Origin of the sequence: Gemmata sp. SH-PL17, from assembly GCF_001610855.1 — a bacterium.
Lineage (GTDB): Bacteria > Planctomycetota > Planctomycetia > Gemmatales > Gemmataceae > Gemmata > Gemmata massiliana.
Genome location: NZ_CP011271.1, coordinates 4,683,235 through 4,708,980 on the forward strand (window position 1 = coordinate 4,683,235; position 25,746 = coordinate 4,708,980).

The 25,746-nt window shown below is 63.3% G+C and carries 17 protein-coding genes; 7 read left to right on the forward strand and 10 right to left on the reverse strand.

Annotated elements, in window-relative coordinates; genetic code table 11:
• Window positions 1-475 precede the first annotated feature (475 nt).
• The gene (locus VT84_RS40965; RefSeq protein WP_082840672.1) at window positions 476-2,950 is read right to left on the reverse strand and encodes a DUF1549 and DUF1553 domain-containing protein; all 2,475 of its coding nucleotides are present in this window, start codon (window positions 2,948-2,950) and stop codon (window positions 476-478) included.
• Window positions 2,951-2,997: 47 nt separating this feature from the next.
• Window positions 2,998-4,032, reverse strand: a complete 1,035-nt coding sequence (locus tag VT84_RS19385; RefSeq protein WP_052554694.1) for a 1-aminocyclopropane-1-carboxylate deaminase/D-cysteine desulfhydrase — start codon at window positions 4,030-4,032, stop codon at window positions 2,998-3,000.
• Between the two features lie 230 nt (window positions 4,033-4,262).
• On the opposite strand from VT84_RS19385, the gene crtI reads away from it, so the two are divergent.
• From crtI to VT84_RS19410, 5 genes are read left to right on the forward strand one after another with little or no spacing between them, the layout of a single operon-like run.
• Window positions 4,263-5,864 (forward strand): phytoene desaturase family protein, encoded by a 1,602-nt coding sequence (crtI, locus tag VT84_RS19390; RefSeq protein WP_082840674.1) that lies wholly within the window; start codon window positions 4,263-4,265, stop codon window positions 5,862-5,864.
• A gap of 54 nt (window positions 5,865-5,918) precedes the next feature.
• A complete protein-coding gene (locus VT84_RS19395) occupies window positions 5,919-7,514 on the forward strand; it encodes a phytoene desaturase family protein (RefSeq protein WP_052554697.1) in 1,596 nt (531 codons plus the stop codon).
• Window position 7,515: 1 nt separating this feature from the next.
• A complete protein-coding gene (locus VT84_RS19400; protein ID WP_162271774.1) occupies window positions 7,516-8,340 on the forward strand; it encodes a lysophospholipid acyltransferase family protein in 825 nt (274 codons plus the stop codon).
• Window positions 8,340-9,551, forward strand: coding sequence for a glycosyltransferase family 2 protein (locus VT84_RS19405; protein WP_082840676.1), 1,212 nt, complete (start codon window positions 8,340-8,342; stop codon window positions 9,549-9,551). Before VT84_RS19400 ends, VT84_RS19405 begins: the two co-directional genes overlap by 1 nt.
• Before the next feature lie 4 nt (window positions 9,552-9,555).
• Window positions 9,556-10,314 (forward strand): SDR family NAD(P)-dependent oxidoreductase, encoded by a 759-nt coding sequence (locus VT84_RS19410; protein WP_082840677.1) that lies wholly within the window; start codon window positions 9,556-9,558, stop codon window positions 10,312-10,314.
• A 16-nt stretch (window positions 10,315-10,330) separates the two neighbouring features.
• Here the strand turns inward: VT84_RS19410 and VT84_RS19415 are convergent, their stop codons facing one another.
• From VT84_RS19415 to VT84_RS19430, 4 genes are all read right to left on the reverse strand, one after another.
• Window positions 10,331-12,277: a type IIA DNA topoisomerase subunit B gene (locus tag VT84_RS19415; RefSeq protein ID WP_082840678.1), complete on the reverse strand. Its 1,947-nt coding sequence runs from the start codon at window positions 12,275-12,277 to the stop codon at window positions 10,331-10,333.
• 95 nt (window positions 12,278-12,372) lie between these two features.
• Window positions 12,373-14,727: a DNA topoisomerase (ATP-hydrolyzing) subunit A gene (locus tag VT84_RS19420; RefSeq protein WP_082840679.1), complete on the reverse strand. Its 2,355-nt coding sequence runs from the start codon at window positions 14,725-14,727 to the stop codon at window positions 12,373-12,375.
• A 322-nt stretch (window positions 14,728-15,049) separates the two neighbouring features.
• Entirely contained in the window at window positions 15,050-15,934 is an 885-nt protein-coding gene (locus VT84_RS19425) for a phosphate/phosphite/phosphonate ABC transporter substrate-binding protein (RefSeq protein ID WP_082840680.1), read from the reverse strand.
• A gap of 165 nt (window positions 15,935-16,099) precedes the next feature.
• Entirely contained in the window at window positions 16,100-17,443 is a 1,344-nt protein-coding gene (locus VT84_RS19430; RefSeq protein WP_082840681.1) for a TolC family protein, read from the reverse strand.
• 181 nt (window positions 17,444-17,624) lie between these two features.
• Between VT84_RS19430 and VT84_RS19435 the strand changes: the two genes are divergently transcribed.
• Together VT84_RS19435 and VT84_RS19440 are read left to right on the forward strand one after the other, a co-directional pair.
• A complete protein-coding gene (locus tag VT84_RS19435) occupies window positions 17,625-19,109 on the forward strand; it encodes a thiamine phosphate synthase (protein WP_204249609.1) in 1,485 nt (494 codons plus the stop codon).
• 255 nt (window positions 19,110-19,364) lie between these two features.
• Window positions 19,365-19,820, forward strand: coding sequence for a hypothetical protein (locus VT84_RS19440; protein WP_052554716.1), 456 nt, complete (start codon window positions 19,365-19,367; stop codon window positions 19,818-19,820).
• Between the two features lie 29 nt (window positions 19,821-19,849).
• Here VT84_RS19440 and VT84_RS19445 read toward each other — a convergent pair whose 3' ends face one another.
• The 4 genes from VT84_RS19445 to VT84_RS19460 form a co-directional block, all read right to left on the reverse strand.
• Window positions 19,850-20,593, reverse strand: coding sequence for a phytanoyl-CoA dioxygenase family protein (locus VT84_RS19445; protein WP_162271775.1), 744 nt, complete (start codon window positions 20,591-20,593; stop codon window positions 19,850-19,852).
• On the reverse strand, window positions 20,590-22,092 hold the full coding sequence (locus VT84_RS19450) for an APC family permease (RefSeq protein ID WP_239465412.1): 1,503 nt from the start codon (window positions 22,090-22,092) through the stop codon (window positions 20,590-20,592). Before VT84_RS19450 ends, VT84_RS19445 begins: the two co-directional genes overlap by 4 nt.
• 85 nt (window positions 22,093-22,177) lie before the next feature.
• Window positions 22,178-23,032 (reverse strand): formyltetrahydrofolate deformylase, encoded by an 855-nt coding sequence (gene purU, locus VT84_RS19455; protein ID WP_082840683.1) that lies wholly within the window; start codon window positions 23,030-23,032, stop codon window positions 22,178-22,180.
• 119 nt (window positions 23,033-23,151) lie between these two features.
• Window positions 23,152-25,581, reverse strand: coding sequence for a DEAD/DEAH box helicase (locus tag VT84_RS19460; RefSeq protein WP_082840684.1), 2,430 nt, complete (start codon window positions 25,579-25,581; stop codon window positions 23,152-23,154).
• Window positions 25,582-25,746 lie beyond the last annotated feature (165 nt).

Genomic DNA, 25,746 nt, shown 5'->3' on the forward strand with positions numbered 1-25,746 from the left:
ATGTCGTGGCCATTCGCACACAGATGCTTCAACACCGGCTGCCCTAAATGTAACGCCAGCCGCGAATCAACTACAATAAGTCTTCAAACGCTGCACATATGGCAGTGGCGCCGGTTCCTTGAAGAATTCGATCTAATTCACGGGCGAGGGCTATCTGATCTTCGAGTCGAACGTGATCAGATAGCGGAGTGCATTCAATTTGATAAGGATAATAAATATACCCATCCGCCCTACGTTCAGCCGAGACAGCATCGTGCATGCCATTGGCCCTGATCTCTATAATATTGTCGCGATATTCGATCGAATTATCTTTACACTTTGACGACCCAGTAAGGTTCCGCACCAAATCACCAATCAATTCTGCACGTGTCGATTCCCCATTATACATAATTAAAAACTCGAGCTGCCTACTTACCATTTGTTACACACCAGAATTATGAAATTCCCGAGTCCAATCGGAAGCTCGCCTGTGACATTACGGGATGTAGACGAATTCGTGCGTGTTGAACAGCACTACGCACAGGTCGGCGAGCGAGCGGGCGCGTGCGACGTCTGTGCCGGCGGGCAGTGAAGCTGCATCAATACCGATGTCTTGTTTCGCACGAACGCGGTCGCGAATGGTAGCGGTTTGGTCCTTTAGGAACTCGGTCGCGAGTTTGCGCTCGGTCGCGCTCGGTACGCGCCCCACGGTCCGACGATACAGCGCGTTCAGTTGCTTCTCGGTGTCGGTACCCACTTCGGTTATCAGTGCCACCGCCATTGCTTTGGCCTGTGCGTGAACGAACGGGCTGTTCATCAGGATGAGCGCTTGCGGCGCGAACGTACTCACCGGGCGCACGGCGCAGGCGTTGAGTGTGTCGGGCTGGTCGAACGCTTCGAGGATCGGTTGGCGCACGTTGCGCTTGTTGAAGAGATACACGGACCGGCGCGTGTGCTGCTTCACATCGGGCGTGACCGGCCAGAGCCCGTCCGGTTCTCCCTCGGTGAAAATCAGGTCGTACACTTCGGGTTCCAGCGGCACCTTCACCGACGGCCCGCCGACTTGCCGGTTCAGCGCACCCGACGCAGTCAGTACCGAATCGCGGATCGCTTCGGCTTCAAGGCGCCGGCGACTCATCTTCCAGAGGAGTTTGTTGTCGGGGTCCGTCTTCGCACCGTGAGCGGTCGTTGTGGACTGGCGGTACGTGGAACTCGTCACGATCAGTCTGTGAATGTGTTTCAGCGACCAAGCCGTCGGTTTGGCGGAAGAACCTAACCCCCCGGCCCCCTTCCCTGAGAAGGAAGGGGGAGCAGAACCAAATACCGAAGAACCCGCACTATCAATGCCCGAAGCCCCTCCCTTTTTAGGGGAGGGGTTGGGGAGAGGTTCTTGCCCCGCAGACGGGTTCGCCAACTCGCACGCCAGCCAGTCCAGCAGTTCCGGGTGCGTCGGCTTGTCGCCGCGCGTGCCGAAGTCGTTCGGCGTATTGACGATCCCGCGCCCGAAATGGTGCTGCCACACCCGATTGACCATCACGCGCGACGCGAGCGGGTGATCGGGCTTCGTGAGCCACTCGGCGAGTTCGCGCCGCGATGTCGGGACCGGAGCGCCCTCGCGCACCAGGATTCGCGGGAACGCGGGCTGCACCTCCAGTGCCTTCTGGCTCACCTCCCCGCGACTCAGCACGAACGTCTTCTCGTCGCCCTGGTTCTCAATGGCCCAGGCCGCCGCTGTGGGGAGCGGGAGTTGTGCTTCGAGTGCGTGCAACTGTTCGCGGAGCTTCGCGCGTCTCTCAAGGTCCGTGGGCGGCATCGCGGCGAGGATCTCGTCCCAGCTCACGTGAATGAGCGTGCCGGCCTGCGTCGCCAGTGTCTTCTGCTCCTCGGTCCGCTTGTCAGCGGGGGTGTCAAGCGCCTTGCGGTATTTCGGCTCCAGCTTCTCGCGCTTGTCCTTGTTGACCTTGATCCGGACCGGACCGTCCAGTTCCGCGATCTGCTTCTTGAGTGGTGCCGTCTTCGTGTCGATCTCGTCCTTTTTCTTGTCGTGGGCGTCGCGCTCCGCGGGCGTCGCAAAGTGGACCTCGGTGTACTTGGAGTTGGCGAAAAACGCTTGCAACCGGTAGTAGTCCCCCGCCGAGATCGGATCGAACTTGTGGTCGTGACAGCGCGTGCAGGCGAACGTGAGCCCCAGGAACGCCGCACCCACGCCGTTCACCATCTCGGTCAGCGCTTCCTGTCGGAGCACGTCCGCGTCGAGGTTCCCGCTCACGACGTGAGCCGGCCCGCAGCGGTGCAACCCGGTCGCGATGAGTGCGTCGGGAGAGGATGGTTTTGCAACGAGCGCCGAGAGCTTGGACCAGCCGGAAGCGCGGGCCACTGCTCGCTGCCGTTCGTCTTGCCAAATGAGATCGCCCGCGATCTGCTCTTTCACGAACTGGTCGTAGGGTTTGTCGGCGTTGAAGCTGTTCACCACGAAGTCGCGGTAGCGCCAGGCGTGCGGGCGCTCGGCGTCGAGTTCGTAACCGTTGCTCTCCGCGAAGCGAACGACGTCGAGCCAGTGCGTCGCCCAGCGCTCGCCGAAGTGAGGCGACGCGAGCAATCGATCCACAACCTTCTCGTAAGCGCCGGGAGAACCATCCTTGAGAAACGCATCGACTTCCGCGGGCGTGGGCGGCAGCCCCGTGAGATCGAGCGTCACTCGGCGCAGCAGCGTGAGCTTGTCGGCCGGTGCGGATGACTTTAGCCCCTCTTTCTCCAGCCGAGCGAGCACGAACGCATCGATCGGGTTCCGCGACTCGTTTTTGAGCGCCCGCAGTTCGGGAACCGGCGGGCGTTGAGGCGGATTGAAGGACCAGTGCGCCCGGTCCTTCGCTTTGAGTTGCGGGTCCGCGTACTTGTGTTGCGCAGTAACGCGGTCGGAAACCGTGAGCAAAAGCAATAAAAGGGCGAACGGCACGGCTCGGCGAATCATGAGACCAACTCCGCGTTGCGGGAAGGTCTTCAAGAGTACGCGACCGCTCACATCCCAGGCAACACCTTATCCGGTTCGGCGAAAATTGCGGGCACGCCGCCCGTGTGAATAAACACCACCGACGACCCGCGCGGGTACTTGCCCGCACGCACATCGGTGATGAGTGCCGCGAGTGCCTTCGCCGTGTAGACGTGGTCGGTCAGAATGGCTTCCGTCGTGGCGAGCAGGTGCATGGCCTCTTGACCCGCCCGGGACGGGAGCCCGTAGCCCGGCGCGATAAACGACTCGTCGGCGTCCAAATCTTCGGGCTTCAGTCGGTGCGGAAGTCCCAATCGCTCGGCAGCGGCGTTCGCGTCACTGGCCATCTGTGTCGGGATGTGCCAGGGCCAGGGCATCGGGCAGATGAGCCGGGCGGGGCCTTTGAACCCCAGTAAAGCTCGGCCCAGCGCGACCCCGGCCCCGGTCGCACCCGCGGACGACACGTAGAACGCCGCCGGATTCACGTTCAGCGCGGTCAGTTGCTCCGCGATCTCGGCCATGCACAGCGCGTAACTGACAGCCGCGAGCGGGACCACGCGGGGCGGGTTCCAGAAATACGGATTCCGCCCGGCGCGGCGAAACTCTTCGGCCTTCGATGCGAGGAGCGCGTTCAGTTCCGGCCCGATCTTCGCGTCTGTGAACTCGACTTGCGCGCCGACGAGGTAGTCGAGCAGCAGGTTTCCTTGCGGTTCCGTCTTCTGATGAGCCTTCGAGAGATACAGCCGGCACTCCAATCCGAGTTTCGCGCAGCTCGCCGCAGTCTGGCGGCAGTTGTTCGACTGGACGAGCGCGCCCCACACGAACATGTCCGCGCCACTCGCGACCGCGTCGCCGAGCAGGAACTCGTTGTGGCGCGCCTTGTTCCCGCCGAGCACGAGCCCGGTACAGTCATCACGCTTGATGAAGACGCGCACGCCCCCACCGATTTTGGCAGCAAAGCGCGGCAACTCTTCGAGCGGCGTGGGCAGGTGGGCGAGCCGTTCGCGGGGCAATTGCGCCACCGCCGCGCGCACGTCCGCCGGGGTGAGTATCGGATCGGGCATGGTCACGTCTCCGCGAGCCAGAAGGTGTGGTGTCATGGTAAGCCCGCGGAACTGCCTTGGCCCAAAATTGGGTTCGTGCGTTGAATCCGCACGCAATGTGCGGTCGAACGTTTAGCTCAGAGCAAGGCGCCCCGCGTCCCGTTCGGCTATTTGTTTGGCGGACACGCCCGATCCGGTACACTGTCACCGACGCGCCACCGGATCGGCCGGCGTACCGCAAGGATTCGCGCATGATCTCGACGGCTTCCGATACGGCCCCGGCCCGCACACACCATTCGCCCCGCGCCCGCAAACCCAACTCCGTTCTCATCATCGGCGCGGGGCCGGGCGGCTTGGCCGCAGCACTCCTGCTGGCAAAAGCCGGACTCGACGTTCACGTCGTGGAGCGCAAGTCGCACGTTGGCGGGCGGTGTTCCGCGATCGAAGAACAAGGCTTTCGGTTCGACCTCGGCCCCACGTTCTTCCTCTACCCCCGCGTTCTGGATCGCATCTTCAAACTGATCGGGCGCGACCTGCGAACCGAAATCCCGATGGTCCGGCTCGACCCGCAATACCGTATCGCGTTCGGCGGCGGCGGCGAGTTGAACTGCACGCCGAACCTGGAACAGCTCGAAACCGAAGTCGCGCGCCTCAGCCCCGGCGACGCGCAGAACGTCCGCCGGTTCCTGGCCGACAACCGCGTGAAGATGGAGCAGTTCCGGCCGTGCCTGGAGCGCCCCTTCTCGGGCTGGCGCGACCTGATCCGGTGGCAACTCATCAAGCTGTTCCCGACGCTGCGCCCGTGGGCCTCGCTCGATGAGGAACTGGGCCGGTACTTCAGCGACGAGCGCATCCGGCTCGCGTTCTCGTTCCAGTCCAAGTACCTGGGCATGTCGCCGTTCAACTGCCCGAGTCTGTTCTCGATCCTCTCGTTCCTCGAATACGAGTACGGCGTGTGGCACCCGATGGGCGGGTGCGCCGCGGTGTCCGACGGGATGGCCCGCGTCGCGCGCGAAATGGGCGTGCGTATCACCACGAACGAAGATGTGAAAGAGGTGCTGTTCGACGGCCGAAAGGCCGTTGGCGTGCGCACGCAGAGCGGCGAGCACCGAGCGGACGCTCTCATCATCAACGCGGACTTCGCCCACGCGATGACGAAGCTCGTGCCGAACCACCTGCGCCGGAAGTGGACCGACGCGAAGATCGAGAAGAAGAAGTTCTCGTGCTCGACGTTCATGATGTACCTCGGTGTTGAGGGGCGTTTCGACGACCTCCCGCACCACACAATTCATACCGCCGCGGACTACGTGCAGAACCTTGCGGACATCGAGCAGCGGCACGTCCTGTCCGACGATCCGTCCTTCTACGTGCAGAACGCGACGCCCACCGACCCGAGCCTCGCGCCCCCCGGCATGAGTACGCTCTACGTGCTCGCGCCGGTCACGCACCAGCACCCGAACGTCGATTGGGCGAAGGAAACGCCCGCGTTCCGCGCGAAGCTGCTGAAGCAGTTGGAGAAGGTCGGGCTGGTGGGTGTGGAGAAGCGCATCCGCTTCGAGAAGATCGTCACGCCAGCGGACTGGGAGCACACGTACAACGTGTACCGCGGCGCCACGTTCAGCCTCGCGCACTCGTGGGGGCAGATGCTCCACCTGCGCCCGCGGAACCGGTTCGACGAACTCGAAAGCGTGTACCTCGTGGGCGGCGGAACGCACCCCGGCAGCGGGCTCCCGGTGATCTACGAATCCGCCCGCATCACGAGTCGCTTGCTGCTCGAAGACTTCGCCCACGACACGGAATGGCTCGGCGCGCCGGGGGCCGCAGAGTTACCCGCGCCGGTCGCGCATTGGTGACCCACCGCCCCGTTTATGAAGGTAGTAGAACACGAATCACACCAACGGAAAGTTATGACACAGAACACCGAACGGAATCGCGTGGGCGTGATCGGCGGCGGGCTGGGTGGGCTGGCCACCGCATGCGTACTGGCCGCGCGTGGGTACGCCGTGGCGCTGTTTGAGAAGAGCTCCTGGCTGGGCGGTAAGGCAGCCGTCCTGAACGAAGCCGGGTTCCGCTTCGATATGGGGCCGACGATCCTCACCATCCCGTCGGTGCTGCGCCGCATCTTCCGCGAAGCCGGCCGGCAGATGGAAGACTACCTCGAACTGATCCGCCTCGACCCGCAATGGCGGTGCTTCTTCACCGACGGCACGTTGCTCGATCTGGTCGAAGACGTGGACGCGATGGCCGCGAAACTCGATGCCTACGCGCCGGGCACCAACTCCGCGGACGGCTACCGCCGGTTCCACGCACTCTCGGACCGGTTGCACCAGATTTCTAACCGCCACTATTTTTGGAAGTCCATTGGTGGCGTCCGCGACATGATCGACTGGCGCGCCGGGTTCTCGGCGCAACTGATGGGCGACGTGTTGAACATGCGGATGGGCCGGTCGGTCGCGGGCACGGTGCGAAAGTTCGTGCCGGACGCGCGTGCGGCCCAGATGTTCGACCACTTCACGCAGTACGTCGGGTCGTGCCCCGAGTCGTCGCCCGCGGTGTTGTGCGGCATCGCCCACATGCAGACGACCGAGGGGATCTGGTACCCGAAGGGCGGAACGCGCGCGGTGCCCGAGGCGCTGGTGCAACTCGGGGAAGAATTGGGGGTCGAATTCCGCACCGAAACGGGCATTCGGCGCGTGTTGACCGACGAGAACGGGGGGCGCGTTCGTGGGGTGGAAACCGAGAGTGGCGAGGTGATCGAACTCGCGGCCGTCGTCTCAAACGCGGACAGCGCGCGAACGCACCGCGAGCTCCTTCCCGAAACGGCACCTCGCGCCACGAAGCGCTTCGAGAAGCGCCGGACCTACGAGCCGGCGTGCTCCGGTGTGGTGCTCTACCTGGGGCTGAACAAGGCTTACGACCACCTGTTGCACCACGACTTCGTGTTCTCCGCGGACCCGCACAAGGAGTTCGACGACATCTACCGTCGGGGTGAACCGGCCGCGGACCCGACGTGTTACATCGCGTCCACGGCCCGTACCGAACCCGAAACGGCCCCGCCCGGCGGCGACGCACTGTACGTGCTAGTTCACACACCATACCTGCGCCCGCACCACGACTGGAAGCGAATGCTCCCGGAATACCGAAACGTCATCATCAACAAGCTGAAGACGACCGGGCAAATGCCAGACATCGAAGACCGCATCGTGTACGAATCCGCGCTCACGCCGCAGGACATTCACGACCGGTACCGCGTGCTGAACGGCGCGATTTACGGCCTCGCGAGTCACGGGAAATGGAACGGAGCGTTCAAGCCCGCGAATCGGTCACCGGACGTTAAAGGGCTGTACCTAGCAGGGGGCGCAGCACACCCCGGCCCCGGAATGCCGATGGTGCTGATGTCCGGCTGGATCGCGGCGGATGTGCTCGATCAGGATGCTGTTGCGCCCAAAGGCAATCCGCACAGCGTTCCCCCGACGCAGAAGCCCGAGCCGGCGCGGGTGTGATATGCGTCGGGGTAACGCAGCGGGCAGTACCGCCCTTCCGCACCGCTGGCCGTGGCTCATCCGCGGGTTCCGCCGGTACGCCTGCCGCTTCGTGCGCAAGAACTTCCACGCGGTGCGGCTATCAAAGTCCGGGCACACGCTGGCAGTCGGCGATGACCCGCTGCTCGTCGTGCTGAACCATCCCTCGTGGTGGGATCCGCTCATTGGGATCGTGCTCAGTTGCGCGTTCGTGGACCGCGACCAGTTCGCAGCCATCGACGCGGTCGCGGTGCAACAGTACCGTTTCTTCCAGCGCGTCGGGTTCGTCGGCGTGGATACCAAGTCGCTCCGCGGCGCGGCCGAGTTCCTCCGCACCGGCGCCGCGATTCTTTCTCAACCGCGTCGCGTGTTCTGGGTCACAGCACAGGGTCGATTCACCGATGCACGCGAGCGCCCGCTCGGGTTGCAATCGGGAGTCGGGCACCTCGCCGCGCGCCTGAACACGGCCACCGTGCTCCCGATCGCAATCGAGTACGCTTTCTGGACCGAGCGCACGCCAGAAGCGCTCGTGCGCGTCGGCGAACCGCTCAAGGTCGCGGAGCACCCGGGCTTGAGTGGCAAAGAATGGACGGCCCGCATCGAAGCCGCTCTCACGCACAATCTCGACGTCCTCAACGCCGAAACGATGAAGCGCGACCCGAGTGCGTTTACGGAGTTGCTCGCAGGAAAAACGGGGATCGGCGGCGTGTACGATGTGTGGCGCCGATTGAAGTCGTGGGTTCGCGGACGGAAATTCGACCCGTCGCACGATCAAACTGCACGCGAAGAACTGGGGGCGAAGTCGTGATGACTCTGCACGCACTCGCCTGGGTCGCACTCGTTTGCGCGGCGGTCCCTGCCCTGCTCTTCTTGTGGAACATAATTCTCTTCCGCGAGCCAGCCGCGACCGACGGCACAACGACGGTTCCACCAATCTCCGTGCTCATTCCGGCCCGAAACGAAGAACTCGGCATCGAAGCCTGCGTGCGCTCCGTACTGGCGTCCCAACACGTCGAACTCGAAGTGATCGTGCTCGACGATGCAAGTACCGATCGCACCGCCGAGCTTGTGCGCGCGATCGCAACGACCGACGCGCGCGTGCGAATCGAAGCGGCGCCATCGCTTCTCAGCGGTTGGTCGGGCAAACAGCAAGCCTGCTTCGCGCTCTCAAAACTGGCAAATTACGACACGTTCACCTTTCTCGATGCGGACGTGCGACTCACACCGGACGCACTCGCGCGAATGGCCCTGTTCCTCCGCGCGAGCGGCGCGGATCTGGTCAGCGGGTTCCCCAAACAGGAAACCGGCACGCTCCTCGAAAAGCTGCTCATCCCGTTCATCAACTGGCTGCTGCTCTGCTTCCTGCCGCTGTGGGGCATGCGGCACTTCCGCTGGTCCGCGTTCGGCGCCGGGTGCGGGCAGTGGTTCATGACCACCCGCGCCGCTTACGAAAAGGTCGGCGGGCACGCCGCGGTGAAGACCTCGTTCCACGACGGCCTCACGTTGCCGCGTGCCTACCGCAAAGCGGGGTTCTGGACGGACGTGTGTGACGCGACGAACCTCGCGACGTGTCGGATGTACCGTTCCGCGAGCGGAGTTTGGTTCGGACTGGCGAAGAACGCTCGCGAGGGGATGGCCGCAACGGGTCAAATTGGGTTCTGGACGGTCGTACTGATCTGCGGACATGTGCTCCCACCCGCTCTCTTTGTCGTGGTGGTTACAGCAGCCATTTGCGGCATTGAATTCGCCACCGATCCTCTCGATCGGGTAATCGAACAATCAACCCGTCCGTTCCTTCTAACAATGCTCGGCAAGGCGTGGTTCGTGTCGCTTCAGCCCCGCCTCCACGCGACCATTCGATTCCGGCAATCGTGGCTCGGATTGTTGCTGCACCCCGTCGCGATCCTGCTTTTGCTCGCGGTGCAGTGGTACGCGATCTTCCGTGCGCTGGCCGGCAAGCCGGTCGGGTGGAAGGGCCGCACGCACCCGGCGCACTTAACTTCACGCGAGGCAAAGTAACACCATGTCCGATGCTCCCGCTTACGTTATCGTCGGCGCGTCCGGCGGAATCGGGTCCGATCTGTGCCGGCGGCTCGTGTCACGCGGGCGGTGTCAGATCATGCTCGCCGCGCGCGATCCCGATAAGTTGGAACGCCTGGCGGACGAACTGCGCGCGATCAACGGGGGCGCGGGAATCGTCACCCGCGTCACGGACGCGACCGATTCCGGCGCCGTCGATGCCCTCTTTGCCGCCGCGTCGGCCACTTTCGGCACGATCAACGGCGTAACGAACCTCTGCGGGTCGATCCTGCTGAAGCCGGCTCACTTGACATCGGATAAGGAATTTGGTGACACGCTCGCGGTGAACCTCCTCACGGCGTTTCACGTCTTGCGGGCCGCGGCGAAAGCGCTGACGGGCGGCGGGTCGGTGGTCCTAATGTCCACCGTCGCTACGAAGATCGGGCTGGCGAACCACGAGGCCGTCGCGGCGGCGAAGGGCGGGATCAACGGGCTGGTGATCTCCGCCGCGGCGACCTACGCGGCCCGGAACATTCGCGTGAACGCGGTCGCCCCGGGGCTGGTCCGCACGCCACTCGCGGAGCGGCTGACCTCGAGCGAAGCCACCCTGAAAGCGTCCACCGCGATGCACCCCTTGGGCCGCATCGGCGAACCCGGCGACGTGGCTTCCGTGCTGGCGTGGCTGCTCGACCCGGCAACGACATGGGTCACCGGTCAGGTGATCAGTGTCGACGGCGGCTTGTCGAGCGTTCGCGCGAAGTGAGCCCTCGTCCCGCGCGTTACACGTCCAGTTCTTCTGTGACCGTTTGCTCGGCCTTTTCCATGATGAACTTGTAGCGCGCCGCCGCGTCCTTACCGAGCAGGTCGACGAAGGTCCGGTCCGTTACGAGGTTATCTCCCTCTTCGACCTTCACCCTCAAAAGTGTCCGCGTTCTGCGGTCGAGGGTCGTTGAGGCAAGATCCTTCGCGTCCATTTCGCCCAAGCCCTTGAACCGCGTCACCTCGAACTTGCGGTTGGCTTTTTGCAACTTTTCGAGCAGTTCTTCTTTCGCGGTGTCGTCCTGAACCCAGTGGATGTCCTTCCCGACATTCACGCGATAGAGCGGCGGTTGGCCGATATAGACGTGCCCCTTGTTCACCAATTCGGGCATCATGCGGAAGAAGAAGTCGAGCATGAGCGTCGTGATGTGACACCCGTCGGCGTCGGCGTCCATCAGCAGAATGATTTTGCCGTAGCGCAGGTTGCCGAAATTAAACTTGTCGGCGATCCCGGTGCCGATCGCGGTGACAAGGTCCGCGATTTCCTGGTTGGTCAGCACTTTCGCAGGGGGTAACCCCTCACAGTTCAAGATCTTCCCGCGCAGTGGGAGAACGGCCTGCGTGTTGTTGTTGCGGCCCTGTTTGGCCGATCCACCGGCCGAATCACCTTCCACGATGAACAGTTCCGTCTCGTCGCGGTCGGTCGATTTGCAGTCCGCGAGTTTACCTGGGAGGCTCAGGCGCTTGCTGCCCGGCGCCTTGCGCTTCACCTCTTCCTTCGCCGCACGCGACGCCTCGCGCATGCGCGCCGCGATCACGATGCGCCCGACGATCGCGTCCGCCGCGGTCTTGTTGTTGTTCAGCCACGCTTCGAGCGCGGGGCGGACGAAGTTATCGACCGCGTTCTCCATCTCGGTGTTCGTCAGCTTGTCCTTCGTCTGCGACTGGAACATCGGGTCGCGGAGGAACACCGACAGCACCGCGACCACGCCCTCGCGGATGTCGTCCGCGGTGATCTTCAGCCCCTTCACCTTGATATCGTGCGTGTCGATGTAACTGGTGACCGCCTTCCGCAGCGCGCTCTTAAGGCCGTTTTCGTGCGTGCCGCCCTGCGGCGTGCGGATACCGTTCGCGTAGGACCGATACACCTCGTCGGTCGATTCTGTCCACTGGAGCGCGACCTCGATCCGGTCGCCGGTTTCGCGCGTTGCAGCGAACGCGGCCTCGGTCACGGTCGGCTTCTGCCCGTCCCGCACGAGCTTCGTGAGAAACGCGGGCAACCCGCCGGGATTCGCGAGTTCGATCGTCTCGCCACTGACCTCGTTCTTGTACGTGATCTTCAGCCCGCTGTGGACGAACGAGGTGTCTTCCAGTCGGGCTTTGATGACGTCCGGGTCGAAGCGCACCGTCTTGAAGATGGTATCATCAGGCTCGAAGTAGATGCTCGTGCCGTGCCCGCGGAACGGACCCACTTTTTCCAGTTTCGCGAGCGGCGTGCCCTTCGCGTACTCCTGGCGGTACTCGAATCCGTCGCGCCGCACGGTGGCGACGAGCTTCTTCGAGAGCGCGTTCACGACTGATGCGCCGACGCCGTGCAACCCGCCGGAGTTGATATATCCGCTGTCGGACTCGCCGAATTTTCCACCAGCGTGCAGCACCGTGAGCACAAGTTCCAAGCCGGTCTTCTTGTGCTTCGGGTGCATGTCGATCGGGATGCCGCGCCCGTTGTCCGTCACGGTGATCGCATGCCCGGACTTGTGCAGCGTGATCGTGATGTGGTCCGCGAACCCGTTGATGTACTCGTCGACGGCGTTGTCGAGGATTTCCCACGTGAGGTGGTGCAGCCCCTTCCCGTCCACGCCGCCGATGTACATCGCGGGGCGCTTGCGGACCGGTTCCAGCCCTTCGAGAACCTGAATGTCTTCGGTGCGGTACGCCGCCGCGCGACCAGCGGTAAGTGCGCTCATTGTGATTCGATCCCCACTCGGTTGCGTGTCTTGTGGAGTGGGCGTGGCCCACCGTTATGAGGAACGGGCAGCGCGTGCCGCCCGATCAGTTCGTATCAGTCCGATTTCGCGTCGTCTTTGGGCTTCTTCCCTTCGACCGCGTCCCAGTCGGCCAACTCGATCGTCGGCGGGACGACCCGCGTGAACTTGGTCCGCGCTCCGGGTTTTTCGCCCTTCGCCCCGCGCTTCCGGCTCTTGATCGCACCCGGGCCGAAATCCTGGGTCTTTCCGTTCTCGGTTTCAACGACAAGTTTGTCGAACCGGCCACCGACCAGAACGCCGCCCAAACAATCGTCCTTCGGGTCCAGTTCGATCCCGATCACGCCCTTACCCGCGCCGGAGAGGATCGAAATCTGATCCAACGGGAAGTGTGTGACGTACCCACCGGTGGTTGCGAGCATCAGGCCCTCTTCGGCGCCCACGAGCCGCACCATCACCACCTTATCACCCGTTTCGAGTTTCACGAAGCGCCGACCGACCTTCGTGGACTCCGTCCGGAACGCGGTCACCGGGAGCCGCAGTACGAACCCGTTGCGCGTGCATACGACCAGGAACGGGCCGCCGGGGGTGTCACCCCGGGCCGCCGCGTCCGCGGGTGTGAAGCGCGGATCAGTGCTCACCGCGGCCACGACCTTCACGCCGTCGCCGAGTTTGAAGAACTTGGTGATCGGCTCGCCGTACCCCGCGGTCGCGGGCACCTCGTTGATCCGCATCGTGTACGCTGCGCCGTCATCGGCAAAGAACGCGACGTGATCGAGCGTGCTCCCCGGGATTACCGCGACAACCTCGTCGCCCTCTTCGACGCGCGTGCTCTCGACCGCGGCCAGACGCCCCACGCGCTTGATGCGCCCGTTGCGCGTGAGTACCACGTTCGTATTTTCGCGCACGATGTACGCTTCTTCATCGAACGTAAGCACGTCCTCGTCGGACGCCATCCGCGTCTTCCGGCGCTCGGGAAAGTTCTCGATCAGTTTTTCCAGCTCGCCCTTGATAACGCCCCAGAGCTTCTTTTCCGACGCGAGGATGGCCTCGATCTCCTTTGCCTGCTTCTTCTTCTCCGCGAGTTCGTCCAGGATCTTCTTGATCTCCATCTGCGCGATCTTGTAGAGCTGCGAGTCCAGGATCGCGCCCACTTGCTCGTCGTCGAGCTTGAAGGTGGACTTCAGCTTCTCGGCCGCGTCCGGCTTGCCGCTCGATTCGCGGATGATTTTGATGGCGCGATCGAGCGCGTTGAAGATAATCGCAAAGCCTTCGAGGATATGAATCCGCTTGCGGAGCTGGCGCAGTTGATACTCGAACCGGCGCCGCACGGTCGCGAGACGGAAATCGAGGAAGTGTCGGAGCAGATCCTTGAGGCTCAGGCCGTCCTTCGGGACCATCCGCGTGCCGTCCTCGTTGGGGACGAGCGCGGTCACGTTGTACGAGAACGATTTCTGCAACTCGGTGTGCTTGTACAGGTACGCCATCACCAAGTTGGGATCGGTGCCGGCCTTGACCTCTAGCACGAGCCGCAACCCGTCCTTCTCGTTGGACTCGTTCGCCTGCCCCGTCAGTTGCGGCAGCTTGCGCTGGTCGATGATCGCGCCGATGGTGTTTTCCAGATCGCCCTTGTTCACGCCGTAGGGGATGGACGTGACGACGATCTGCGACTTGCCCCGCTCGTACTCTTCTTCTTTCCACTCGGCCTGAACTTTGATTGTTCCGGTACCTTCCTCGTAGATCTTGCGCAGTGTGGCGCGGTCCGCGAGGATCTTCCCACCAAGCGGGAAGTCCGGCCCCTTGATCTTGTCGAGCAGGTTCGCGACGCTCGCGTCCGGGTTGTCGATCAGGAGCACGCACCCTCGGAGCACTTCGCCGAGGTTGTGCGGCGGGATCTGCGTCGCCATCCCCACCGCGATGCCCGCGGTCCCGTTCACCAGGAGGTTCGGGAACTGCGCGGGGAGCACACTCGGTTCCTGGCGCGTGCCGTCGTAACTCGGGTTGAAATCAACCGTTTGCTGCCCGAGTTCGTCGAGCAGCATCTCGGCCTGGCGCGTGAGTTTCGCCTCCGTGTACCGGTACGCCGCGGGCGGATCACCATCGACAGAGCCGAAATTCCCCTGCCCGTACACGAGCGGCACGCGGAGCACCCAGCTCTGCGACATGCGCACGAGCGCCTCGTACAGCGCGCCGTCGCCGTGCGGGTGGTAGTTACCCATCACCTCGCCGACGATCTTGGCACACTTCAGCGCCTTGCGATCGAAACTCAAGTTCAGGTCGTTCGACATCGCGTAGAGGATGCGGCGCTGAACCGGTTTGAGGCCGTCGCGCACGTCCGGCAGCGCGCGTCCACTCACCACGGACATCGCGTATGTGAGGAACCGGGTCCGCACCTCGCTGGCAATAGAAACCGTTTCGATCGACTCGGCCATAGCGCTCTCCGAGACCTCTCCCCGACCCCTCCTTCAACTCCGGGAGGAATCAAAAACCGCGGTTCGTTTGGGGTGAAGCCCTCTGGTTCGGCTCCCGCCTTTTATGGTGAGGGAGGGGGAATAAATAAGCTCTCGGGATAAACTGAACACCCGACCACTTTAATGTAATATATCCGAATCGGCAAAAAGCGGAAGGTTGGAAGGCTCCCCGAAAGCGCGAACAACCCCCGCGGGTGCGAGGGTTGAGAGGGGGCGCCTGGCGTAGCGGTTGGAGCGCACGTGGGGCTTGGTGGAACGTGCGCGGTTGCGTGCAAGGAGAGGGCTACTTCTGCTTCGGCGCGGGGTACGCCTTCAGGCACTTCTCCAGTTCCGCCTGGTACTGCGGGGTCGCTTCCTCGAACCCCTTGAGCCGCCAGAGGCTCGTGAGCAACTGCCCCTCGGCCGTGTCCACGCCCTTAATCAACCCGTCGCGGATCTTCTTGGCGGTCCCGGCGTCGAACGCATCCTTCCGGTACAGCACGACGCCCGACGGGAACGCCTCGGATTGCGCGAGCACCTTCAACTGTGCCCCCGCACCCGGCTTCAGCTTCTGATACGTGACGAGGGCCGCGGCGTCCACCAGTGCGGCCGGGCACAGGTCGTCGGAGACCGCGTCGAGCGCGTCCTCGACCGACTTGCCCTTGAGCGCCGCCACGCCACACGCGCCGTCCGGCAGCGTCAGTTTGAGGCGCTCGAGATAGAGCCGACAGTGGGCCTTCGTGCCGACGGGGATCGCGACCGAATCGCCCTTGAGGTCGACTGCGGACTTGATCTTCGAGTTCGCGTTCACCACGAGCACCGCCTGGATCTTGTTCCCGGGCACCGTGACCACGAGAGGCACGAGGTCCGCGTGCTGTTTCACCCAGGCGTACTCGAACCCGTGCAGCACGGCGACGTCGATCTTGCCGCCCCGCAGTTGGTCGGAGAGGTCCGCGTAGTCGCGGCCGACGGCGATCTCGCCCTTCAGCCCGGACTGCTTCTCGAACATCGTCTGGAACGGCCGGGAGGCTCGTTGAACGATGGCGTGCGGCAACCCGCTAAACATGCTCTCCGGCAAGCCGATCTTCAGCGGCTGCGGTTCGGCCGCACGCGCGACCGGCGCCGCGGAAACCACCGCCACCGCGACCGGTAGCAGAAACCCGAGTAACGACCCGTAAGCGCGCCCCACGTGACACCCCTTTGTCAAAAGTTTCGAGCCCCAAGCCCCAAGCGACCAATCCCAGATTCTCAGTGTTTCAGGCTCTGCGCCACGTCCGCCCGCGCCGGTTCTCCGGCGCCCGCTCCGCAGTGGTGTCTTCGCTTGAGGTGGAACTCGGAACTCGGACTTGTGCGATTAACGATCCGGAAACGTCGGGAAGATCCCGCCGGCGGTGACCCGCTCCAGCGCGGCGAGCGCGAGCAGGTACTTGTACACCGCTTCGACGTATTCCGACTGTGCCCGCGCCGCAATCACCTCGGCTTGAACAAGTTGGTCCTTCGCCTTGATGATCTCTGCTGATGCCCGGGCGTTTTCCTGAATCTCTTTGCTGAGTTTGAACTGCTGGATCGAGTACCCGAGCCGCTCGGACGCCTCTTCAAAGTCGGAGTACGCACTGTCAGCTTCGAGAATGATGAGATTGCGCGCCTTGTCGTAGACCGATTCCGCGCGCTGGGCGAAGGCCATCGCCCGACACACGCGGTCGAACTTGCTCCCGACCAGTTGCGGCGGCATTTCGGGGATGATCCCCCCCGGGCGATAATCTGTACCACGGTTCGCTTGCGGAATTTCCTTCGATTTGATGTCCGCGCCCGAGGCGAGCGTCGGGACCACACGCTTGAAGGGAATCCGGCCCTGTGCGTACACTTCGAGCCGGAATGCGTCTACCCCAGCCGCCGCCAGCACGAGTTCCGGGCGCCGCTCCAGCGCGAGTTCCTTTACGCGGTCCGCGTCCAGCGGCTCCTTCTGGCTCATGATCGGCAATTCCTGGTCCTTCACCCGGAACGGGAACGTGCGAGCGTCCACGGCCATCACCTCGCGCAACGCCGCGAGCGCCTTCTGTCGTCCGACCCGCGCCGATGTCTGGAGCTTCTTCGCGTCGAGCAATCCGCTCTTCATCACCTGGAGCTTGCCGAGGTTGAAATCCCCGAGGTCTTTCGCAGGGGTTTCCTTGAGGAATACCTCCGCAATGTCGACCAAGTTATTGAGTCGAAACACGACACGGTCCGCGAGTTGCAGCTGTTGCTTCGCGTAGACCGAGGTGTAGTAGAGGCGGGTAACGTCCTGCACGACCTCGTTGTGGAGCTTCTGGTACTCTGCGGAGGTGGCCATCAGTCCGCGCTTCGCCTGCTGCTTCCGGATGTCGAGATCCGGACTGATGAGGGTACTCGCGGTGCCGAAGTTCGTGAGTGCGCGGTACCCCGCTTCGGTCGCCGCGGCGCTGTCCTTGACGGCCTTCAGCGACGGCTGGCGCTCCAGTGCGATCGCGATACACTCGCCGAGCGTCAGCTCCGGTCCGGTTTCGACGAACTTGTCAGCCCCGTTCTTCGCCGGTTCCGGCTGGACCGGGAGCGGAGCGGGGGCCGGCAGCGGATTCTGTTTGGGTTGGGCGTTCAGCGTCGCGCCGACCACGATCGAGAGTGGAGCGATACCGGCCAGCAGCCGGACGGCGAGTTTGGGAGTTCGTGCTGGCAGTTGCATGTCCGTCCCCTGGCACTTCAAAGGCGACGAGTCCGTTCGTCCCCACTTTCATCGTCACTTGTCCAATCGGGCTGGACCGCGACAGCCCACGAACCGACACGATCCGCCCGCGAGCGACGGGTCGCTCCGGCTGTAACGCCTGGAGTGGTACAATGTGTTCGTCGCACGAGAGAACGGAGCTATGCACCAGACCAGTCCGGGCGTGGAACGAGCAGTCGCGGGAGCACGGGTATGGGCCGATCGGCTCGGCTCGGAACCGGTGCGCCTCGCGCACTTTGTGTTGGCGCTACTTGAGGAGGACGAGGGGCGCCCGGCGGTGCTGCTCGAACACACCGGGCTGTCCGTCTCGCAGACCCGCGAGTGGCTCGAACGAACCGAAAGCCCTGTTGCGCCTGATACTTCCGTACTGTTCAACGCGGCCCGCGCGTGGTCGATCACGTTTCGACATGATCCCGAGTTTCTGACCGATGCGTTTCTGATCGCTGTACTGAACGCGCACCCGGTCTTCCGTGCGGAAGTCACAACTGCCGGCTTCGGCCCGGATCGACTTGAACGAATTCTGACCAAAACCGCGCCCGACGCCCAGGAACCGGACGTACAACTGGCCGTCTTCGAGGTACCCGGTGCAACGGCCGAAATGGACGCGGGCCGCGTGCTGGACGCGAGCTTCAATCGCGCACGCGAAGCGGCCCGCGTGCTGGAGGACTACTGCCGGTTCGTGCTCGATGATCAGTTCCTCACACAACAGGTGAAGGAGCTGCGTCACGGCCTCGCGTCCGCCTCACAGAAACTTCCGCAACGAATGCTGCTCGCCGCCCGCGAAACACTGCGCGACGTGGGCACTACCGCGACCGCAGGGAACGAGTACGAGCGTACTTCGCCCGCCCACGTCGCAATCGTGAACCTGAAGCGGCTCCAGGAATCGCTCCGAAGCCTCGAAGAGTTCGGGAAAGTGTTCGGCCCCGAACTCGGGCGCGAACTCGAAGCGATCCGTTACCGCAGCTACACGCTTGAACGAGCGATTTCGCTCGGCGCTGTGAGCCGGGAGCGCCTCGCGGCTGCGAACCTGTACGTGCTTCTCACACGATCACAGTGCGTCTCGGCCCTCGACTGGACGATCCGTGAAGCTGCACGCGGCGGGGCGAACGTGTTCCAACTCCGCGAAAAAACGTTATCGGACCGCGAGTTGATCGAGTGCGCCCGGAACGTTCGCCAGTGGACGCGCGAAACCGGCACGCTCTTCATCATCAACGACCGCCCCGACATCGCGAAACTGTGCGAGGCGGACGGCGTTCACTTGGGGCAAGACGACCTGTGCGTGAAGGACGCGCGCCGGATCGTCGGCCCGGACGCCCTCATCGGCGTGAGTACGCACTCGATCGAACAACTCCGTCAAGCGGTTCTGGACGGCGCGGACTACATCGGCATCGGGCCGACGTTCCCATCGCGCACCAAAACGTTCGATCACTTCCCGGGTTTAGAATTTGTTCGCGCAGCGAGCGCGGAGTCTTCAATACCAGCGTTTGCACTGGGTGGGATCAGTTCCACGAACATCGCCGAGGTGGTCGCGGTGGGGGCGAAACGAATCGCCGTCAGTTCGGCGATCTCGACCGCGGACGAACCGGAACAAGCGGCCCGACTGTTGAAGGCCGCACTTCCGGACTAACTCACGATTGGGCCGCGGGTTGTAACGTGGCCGATAGAGAAAAAGCCGGAGGATCACCAAGCCGGACTGCAACATTCCCCCTCAGCAAGACGAAAAGATGCGGCGAGATAGCACCTTTGGGTATAAACTCGCTGAGTTGGTAAAATGGGCGAATTGCATCCGACTGTACCGCCGAGTGTAATTCCGGGGGCGGCCCGGATCATCACACCCGGGTCAGAGCGGGATCGGGTCACCGACCGGGTACGGGGTCACGGAATGGACGGCATCCGAGAGTTGCTGGAAGCGGCGCGTGCGGCCGGCCTTACGACCGGCCGGTTTCGTGGGCTGCTTCACATCGCCATCGGGCGCACGATCAGCAAGCCGGACGGGACGAAAGTCTCCGCCGGCGTCACCTGGCGCGCCCTCGCCGCGCTCCTCAAAGCGCTCCGCTACGACCCCGAACTCGGGCGCGAAGCGGGAGCCGATCCGGATACGCTCTCCCCACGCGACCGCGAGCGCTACTGGTACTCGGTGATCGCCCTAGCCCACGTCGACAGTCCCGAAGCCCGCTCAGAGGCCGAAAAACTCATCGCCCCGCTCAAGGACGCGGGTTTCGTGGTCGCCCCATCTGCGACCGCTCCCCCGGCGAAGAGTAAGCTGGTCACAAAAGAAAAGCCCGACAACAAGAGCGAGAAACCCGAAGACAAGTCGCCCAAGAAAAAGAAGAAGTGATCGCGCGGATGCCCGTAGCCAACTCCGGGCTACGGGCATCCGGGCTTCGAGGTGGATACTCGCGAGTACCACTTCCACTCGTACCCGTCCGGCAGTACAGCGTCCGCGGCACATTCGAGGTGAACGATGCGCCGATGCAAGCCGGCGTCGACCTTACTGTGCCCGCTCGCGTGTGTGACGAGCGGGCGCATCAGTAACACGTCCCCCCCACGGCATTCGAGCGTCACCGGGTCGCGTGGTTCGTCGTTGGTTTGGTTGTAGAAGCGGTGCGAACCAGGAATCACCCGGAGCGGTCCGTTATCGGGTGTCATATCGTCGAGGTGGATGCGAACCGTAACCACCCGATCGAGCACAATTTGCGGCGCAATGACGTGTGGCACACCGGCTTTGGTCGTCGGCTTGGTAAATAGCGTCGTAGGGCCGTTCGCGCGCACCGCAATGCTGTAGTCCTTGTGCCACGGTAGCGCCCACGAATGACCGGGCGGCTTGTCGAAGTACAGCACCCGCACCACACCCGCGTTCGCACCGAGTACATCGAGTAACGCGCCGAGCAGCGGTTCGACGCGAAGCAGGTCCACTACGCCCGGCCACAAATCGAGCAGGTTGCGGGCACCGTAAGCCGGTCCGGATTCGCCCGTCAGAACGGCCTCATCGGTCGCGTGCCGGTGAGTGATCGTCTCCCATTCCGCGAGCGCAGCAGCGACAGTTTTGGAGGCGAATACACCGCGAAGAAACGTGAAGCCGTCGCCTTCGAGTTGCTCGCGCCACGTCACTGTTTCGGACCCCGGAAAAACAACCCGTAGACCACGGCCCCGCTCGCAATAAAGCCCATACCGACCAGCGCTTCCGTCCGCGATTCCGGGTTCACAAAGAAGTTGAGGAGCACCAACCCCATAATCGCGACGTACAGCGCTGGAACGAGCGGGTAACCCCAACAGCGATACGGTCGATTTTCGGCCGTGACCGGGATGCGTCGGCGGAACGTGAAGATCGTCGCCACCGCTAGTGTCTCGAACGTGACCGAGCCGAAAATCACGAAGTCCGTCATGATGTCGAACGGCGATTTCCCGGGCGGGACGTTGAGGTCCAGTTCGGCGAATCCGAGTGGCAACACAGGAACGCGATACTGCGTCAGCGCGCCCACACAAAGCACGAGTAGCGCGGACCAGCTCGCCACAACAATCGTCGCGAGTGCGGGTGTGCGGTAACGCGGGTGGATCGCAGCGAGTTTCGCGGGCGCGAGCCGGTCTTCGCCCATCGCGTAAAGCAGACGCGGACCGACGAGCAGGTTCCCGTTGAGCGCGCCGAGGACGGACGTCATCACGATCGCGGACGCGAGTAGCACCCCGAACGGTCCAAGCAGGACCGCGCAGAATTCGGTAGCGAGTGGCGTTTTCGAGAGTTCGCCCGCTGCGTTCTTCGCGATGATTTCGTCACGCGACAGTACGAGTTGGTACGAGAAATTTGCCCCGCAATAGAGCGCGATCAGGATGAACACGCCGGCCATCAGTGCGATCGGGATGTTGCGGTGCGGTTCTTTCACTTCCCCGGCAACCGGGGCGATGTTCATCCAGCCGTTGTACGCCCACAGCACCCCGACCAGCGCGACCCCGAACCCGCTCCAGTTGATGCCGAACGGGTCCGACGGCCACGTGGGGCTGAGGTGCGCGACTTTGGGCGGGTGCGTTGGCTCGGAGACCATCGCGTACACAGCGAACGGCAACACGATGATGAATAGCAGCGAAGTCACTTTGAGCACGGTAATCGCAAACTGAACGCGCCCACCGAGCAGCGTGCCGCGTGCGTTTACGACCGCGAGTCCCATGATAACGGACGCGGTCAGAAGCTGACGCAACCAGAACGACAGCACTTCGACCGTCTGCCCCGGGTAAAGCGTCTGGCGCAGCACGTCATGAAACGACTCGGTGAACATGGTGGCGAGCGCCGCGGCCGATGCCGCGCGGATGATCCAGAACTCGACCCACCCCCACAGGAACCCGGCCATCCGGCCGTACCCCTCGCGCAAGAACACGTAGTTCCCACCAGCCTTCGGGAACAGAACCGCGATCTCCGCGAGTGCGAGCGCACCGAGTAAGGCGAGCAGCCCACCGAGCACCCAAACCCCCATCGCGAGTCCGAACTCGGGTACGTTGTCCGCGACCTTACGGCCCTTCACGAACACGCCGGACCCGATGACCGTGCCGACGATGATCGCGGTCGCGATCCACGGGCCGATCACGCGCGGCAGAGACTGCGGTTGTGTGTGCTGCATGGCGGACGATGATAAGCGAAGGGACAGACCGCGTCACGAGTTCGGTTCGCGGTTTAGCCATATTGTCGCGATAACATCCAACGCTTCAGTCGAAAATGACCGTTTTGCAGTCGTAGATCAGGATGCGGTGATCGATGTGCCACCGCACCGCACGCGACAGGACCATCTTCTCCAGGTCGCGGCCCTTCTCCAGCAGGTCTTCGAGGCCGTCGCGGTGCGAAATGCGGACCACGTCCTGTTCAATAATCGGCCCTTCGTCCAGGTCTTCCGTCGCGTAGTGACTCGTCGCGCCGATCAGTTTGACCCCGCGCTCGAACGCGCGGTGGTACGGCTTCGCACCCACGAACGCGGGCAGGAACGAGTGGTGGACGTTGATCACCCGGTGCGGGTACTTCGAGACAAAGTTCTTCGACAGTACCTGCATGTACCGCGCCATCACCACAAGGTCGATCTTCTCCGCCGCGAGCAGGTCCAGTTGCTGCTTCTCGGCCTCGTCTTTCGCGCCGGGTGGAATCGGGATCAGGTGGAACGGCACGCCGTAAAAGTCGCTCCACTTCTTCGCGTCCGGGTGGTTCGCGACGATGAGCGGGATGTCGCAGGGCAGTTCGCCCGTCTTGTGGCGGTACAGCAAGTCCATCAAGCAGTGGTCGTACTTCGAGACGAACAGCGCGACCCGCAACGGCTGGCGCGAGTCTTCCAGGCGCCAGCGCATCTCGAACCGATCGGCGAGCGGCGAGAAGCGCCGGGAGAACTCCGCGAGGTCGAGCGCGAATCCCGCGAGATCCCATTCCACTCGCATCAGGAACAGCTTCCCCTGTGCGTCCTGGTGCTGGTCCGCGTGGAGAATGTTCGCGTCGAACTTGTAGAGGAACTCGGCGACCGCGGCGACGATCCCCTTGCGGTCGGGGCAGGTAATCAGCAGAACGGCAGTGTTCTTCATGGGAATCGCGAACGGCGTTCGGGTTTGTGAACTCGCATTCAATTTCAGCCAGCAGTCTATCAAAGTGGGCCGGCGCGGGCGTACCGGATTCCCCGCCAATTGAACGGCCCAGCGCCCATTTAATCCGCGAGTCCCGCACTGAAGTCCTCTTCCTCCTCCACGGTCATACCGGTCGGTGGGGCCGGCTCGGGGGCCTTCGCGGTGACGACCTTGGCGTGCTCCTCGCCCTCCACCACATCGGCACCGTGGGCGCGTTTGATCGCCTCTTCCGTGCTCGTCGGGTCCACCGTGCGACAAATCTCCGTGAGCTTGTCGGCGATCTCGGCCAGTTCCTTCTTCCAGTCCTCCGGTGTGAGTCCCGGTGGGGTGAGCTGCTCGAACTCCTGCGTCAACAGAATGAGTCGCAGTAGGTGCCGGAAGATCAATCCTTCCTGTTTCGTGAGATCCTTGGTGGTGACGTAAGTGTTGAAGTTGCCGTAATTCATCACCTCGTTCGCGGCCCACACGCCCTGCGTCATGAAGTCGCCCACTTCGGGGTACTTCGCGTCAAAGAGCATCCGTGCCTTGTCCGCCAGTACCGGCGGGCGCTCGTCCCACGGCACCCACTCCTCTTCCTCTTCTTCCTCGCCCTCTTCTTTTGGCGGCTTCGCGACGATCAGCCCCTTCGCGATCAACTCCGGGTCGAGTTTCTCGGTTTGTAGCGGCCCAGGGGATAGATCGAACGGCACGCGGACGAACTTCAGCAGCGGGCGCGGGAGTTCGAGGACGCTTTCGAGCAACTGCAGGCGCTCTTCGCGGTTCGCAACCCCGAGCAAGTCGATTAAAAATGCTCCGTACAGCGGGTGACACGCACGGAACACGAGCAGTTTGTCGAGTTCAGGCGTGGGCGTTGCCGTGAGCGGCGTATACGGTGGGACTTCGGGACGCGGCGAGGGGGCGGCTCCTTTATTAGTGACTGTGAGATCGAGCACCGCCTTCTTCTCCTTCCCTTCAGGAGCGGGAGGCGGGAGGACAGGTTCCTCCTTTGCCGGCGGTTCCGGGTCGAGCTTCACGAACCCGTTCTCGTGGAGTGTGGTCAGCATCCGCGTGAGCTGCTTCATTCCCGCTTCGATGCGCGGTTGATCGAGCAACCGCTTGCGAACGACGCTGCGGATCTTCTCGACGTCCGGCGACACCTTCAGCAGGTACGCGAGTAGCCGCCACGGGAGCGGCCCCTTGCTGTAGAGGCGGCCCGCCGGGGCGCTCTTCAGGCGCTCGAAGTCGGCCTCGGTCCAGTATTTCTTCTGCGAGTTCCGCGTCGGCTTCTTTTTGAGCAGCGCCTTCTTCGCTTTGAGCAGGCCCGGGTCCTTCGTGTTCTCGGGGATCTGGTCGTACTGCTGCTTCCACCGGAGGATGCGCACGTCGTCCTCTTCCGGGTACGCGAAGACGTACCCTTCGGTGTCGTATTGCGGACGCCCGGCGCGGCCGAAGATCTGGTGCGCGGTGCTCGGGTCGATGAGCTTCTCTTTGCCGAACGGCCCCTTCACGAGCGACGTGAGCACCACCGAACGCGCGGGAAGATTAATACCCGCCGCGAGCGTTTCTGTGCAGAGTGCGACACTGAGCAATTTCTTCTCGAAGAGTTCCTCTACCACGCGGCGGTACTTCGGCAGCAACCCGGCGTGGTGAACCCCGACGCCACGCCGGAGCATCTGTTTGAGCTTCGGCCCGACGCCGTTGGGCCAGTCGAGCTTATCGCACTCCTTGTTGAGCGCGGCCTTCTGCGCCGCGTTCATCAGGTCCAACCCCTTCAACTGCTCGGCCACGTTCCAGCACTCGTCGCGGTTGAACGCGAACACCAGCGCGGGGGTTTTGCGCGTCGCGTCGTCGCCCTTCGCGATGTCCACGAGCAGTTCGTTGAGGAACTGGTCCGGCACCCAGCGGTACGTCAGCGGGATCTTCCGCTCGCGCCCCTCGACCAGTTCGAGTTGCCGCCCGTGGCACCGGTCGAGCCAGTTCGTGAACTCGACCGCGTTGCCGACGGTGGCGGAGAGCAGCAGCAGCCGAATGTGCTTCGGGAGCATGTTGAGCGACAGTTCCCACACGATCCCACGTTCGGGGTCTGCGAAACTGTGGAACTCGTCCATCACCACCGCGGACGTGTGCTGAAAATCGAAACCTTCTGCGTGCAGCAACCGGTTCAGCAGGATCTCGGCCACAACGATGAGCACGCGCGCGTTCGGGTTCACGCGGCGGTTCCCCGTCACCAGCCCCACGTCCTCGGCCTTGAACCCCCACCGAACCGCCGCGGCCTGCACCTCGGTGAACTTTTGCTCGGTGAGCGCGATGAGCGGCGTGGTGTAGTACGCGACCGTGTTCGTGTGGAGCGCCTCGAACAGCGCCGCGTGTGCGATGAGCGTTTTACCGGTCCCGGTCGGCGCGCAGACCATCACCCCCTGCTCCGCGGTGAACCACGCGAGCAGCGCCTCCTCCTGTACCGGGTATGGTGGATAGGGGAGTTGGTCGATGTACTTTGTCGCGAGATCGGACCGATTGTCGGACGCGCTCATTCGCCGGGCCTCTGGGGGGAGCCGTTAATTTAGCAGAATGACGGGTCCGAACGAACGGGGGGCACGAACGGGGTATTTTGATACAACAAATCACAATTCACAGCGGCTATCGGCTCGCCCCCGCCCGAGAGCCCGATTTTATTGGTGAGACGACCGGACTATTTT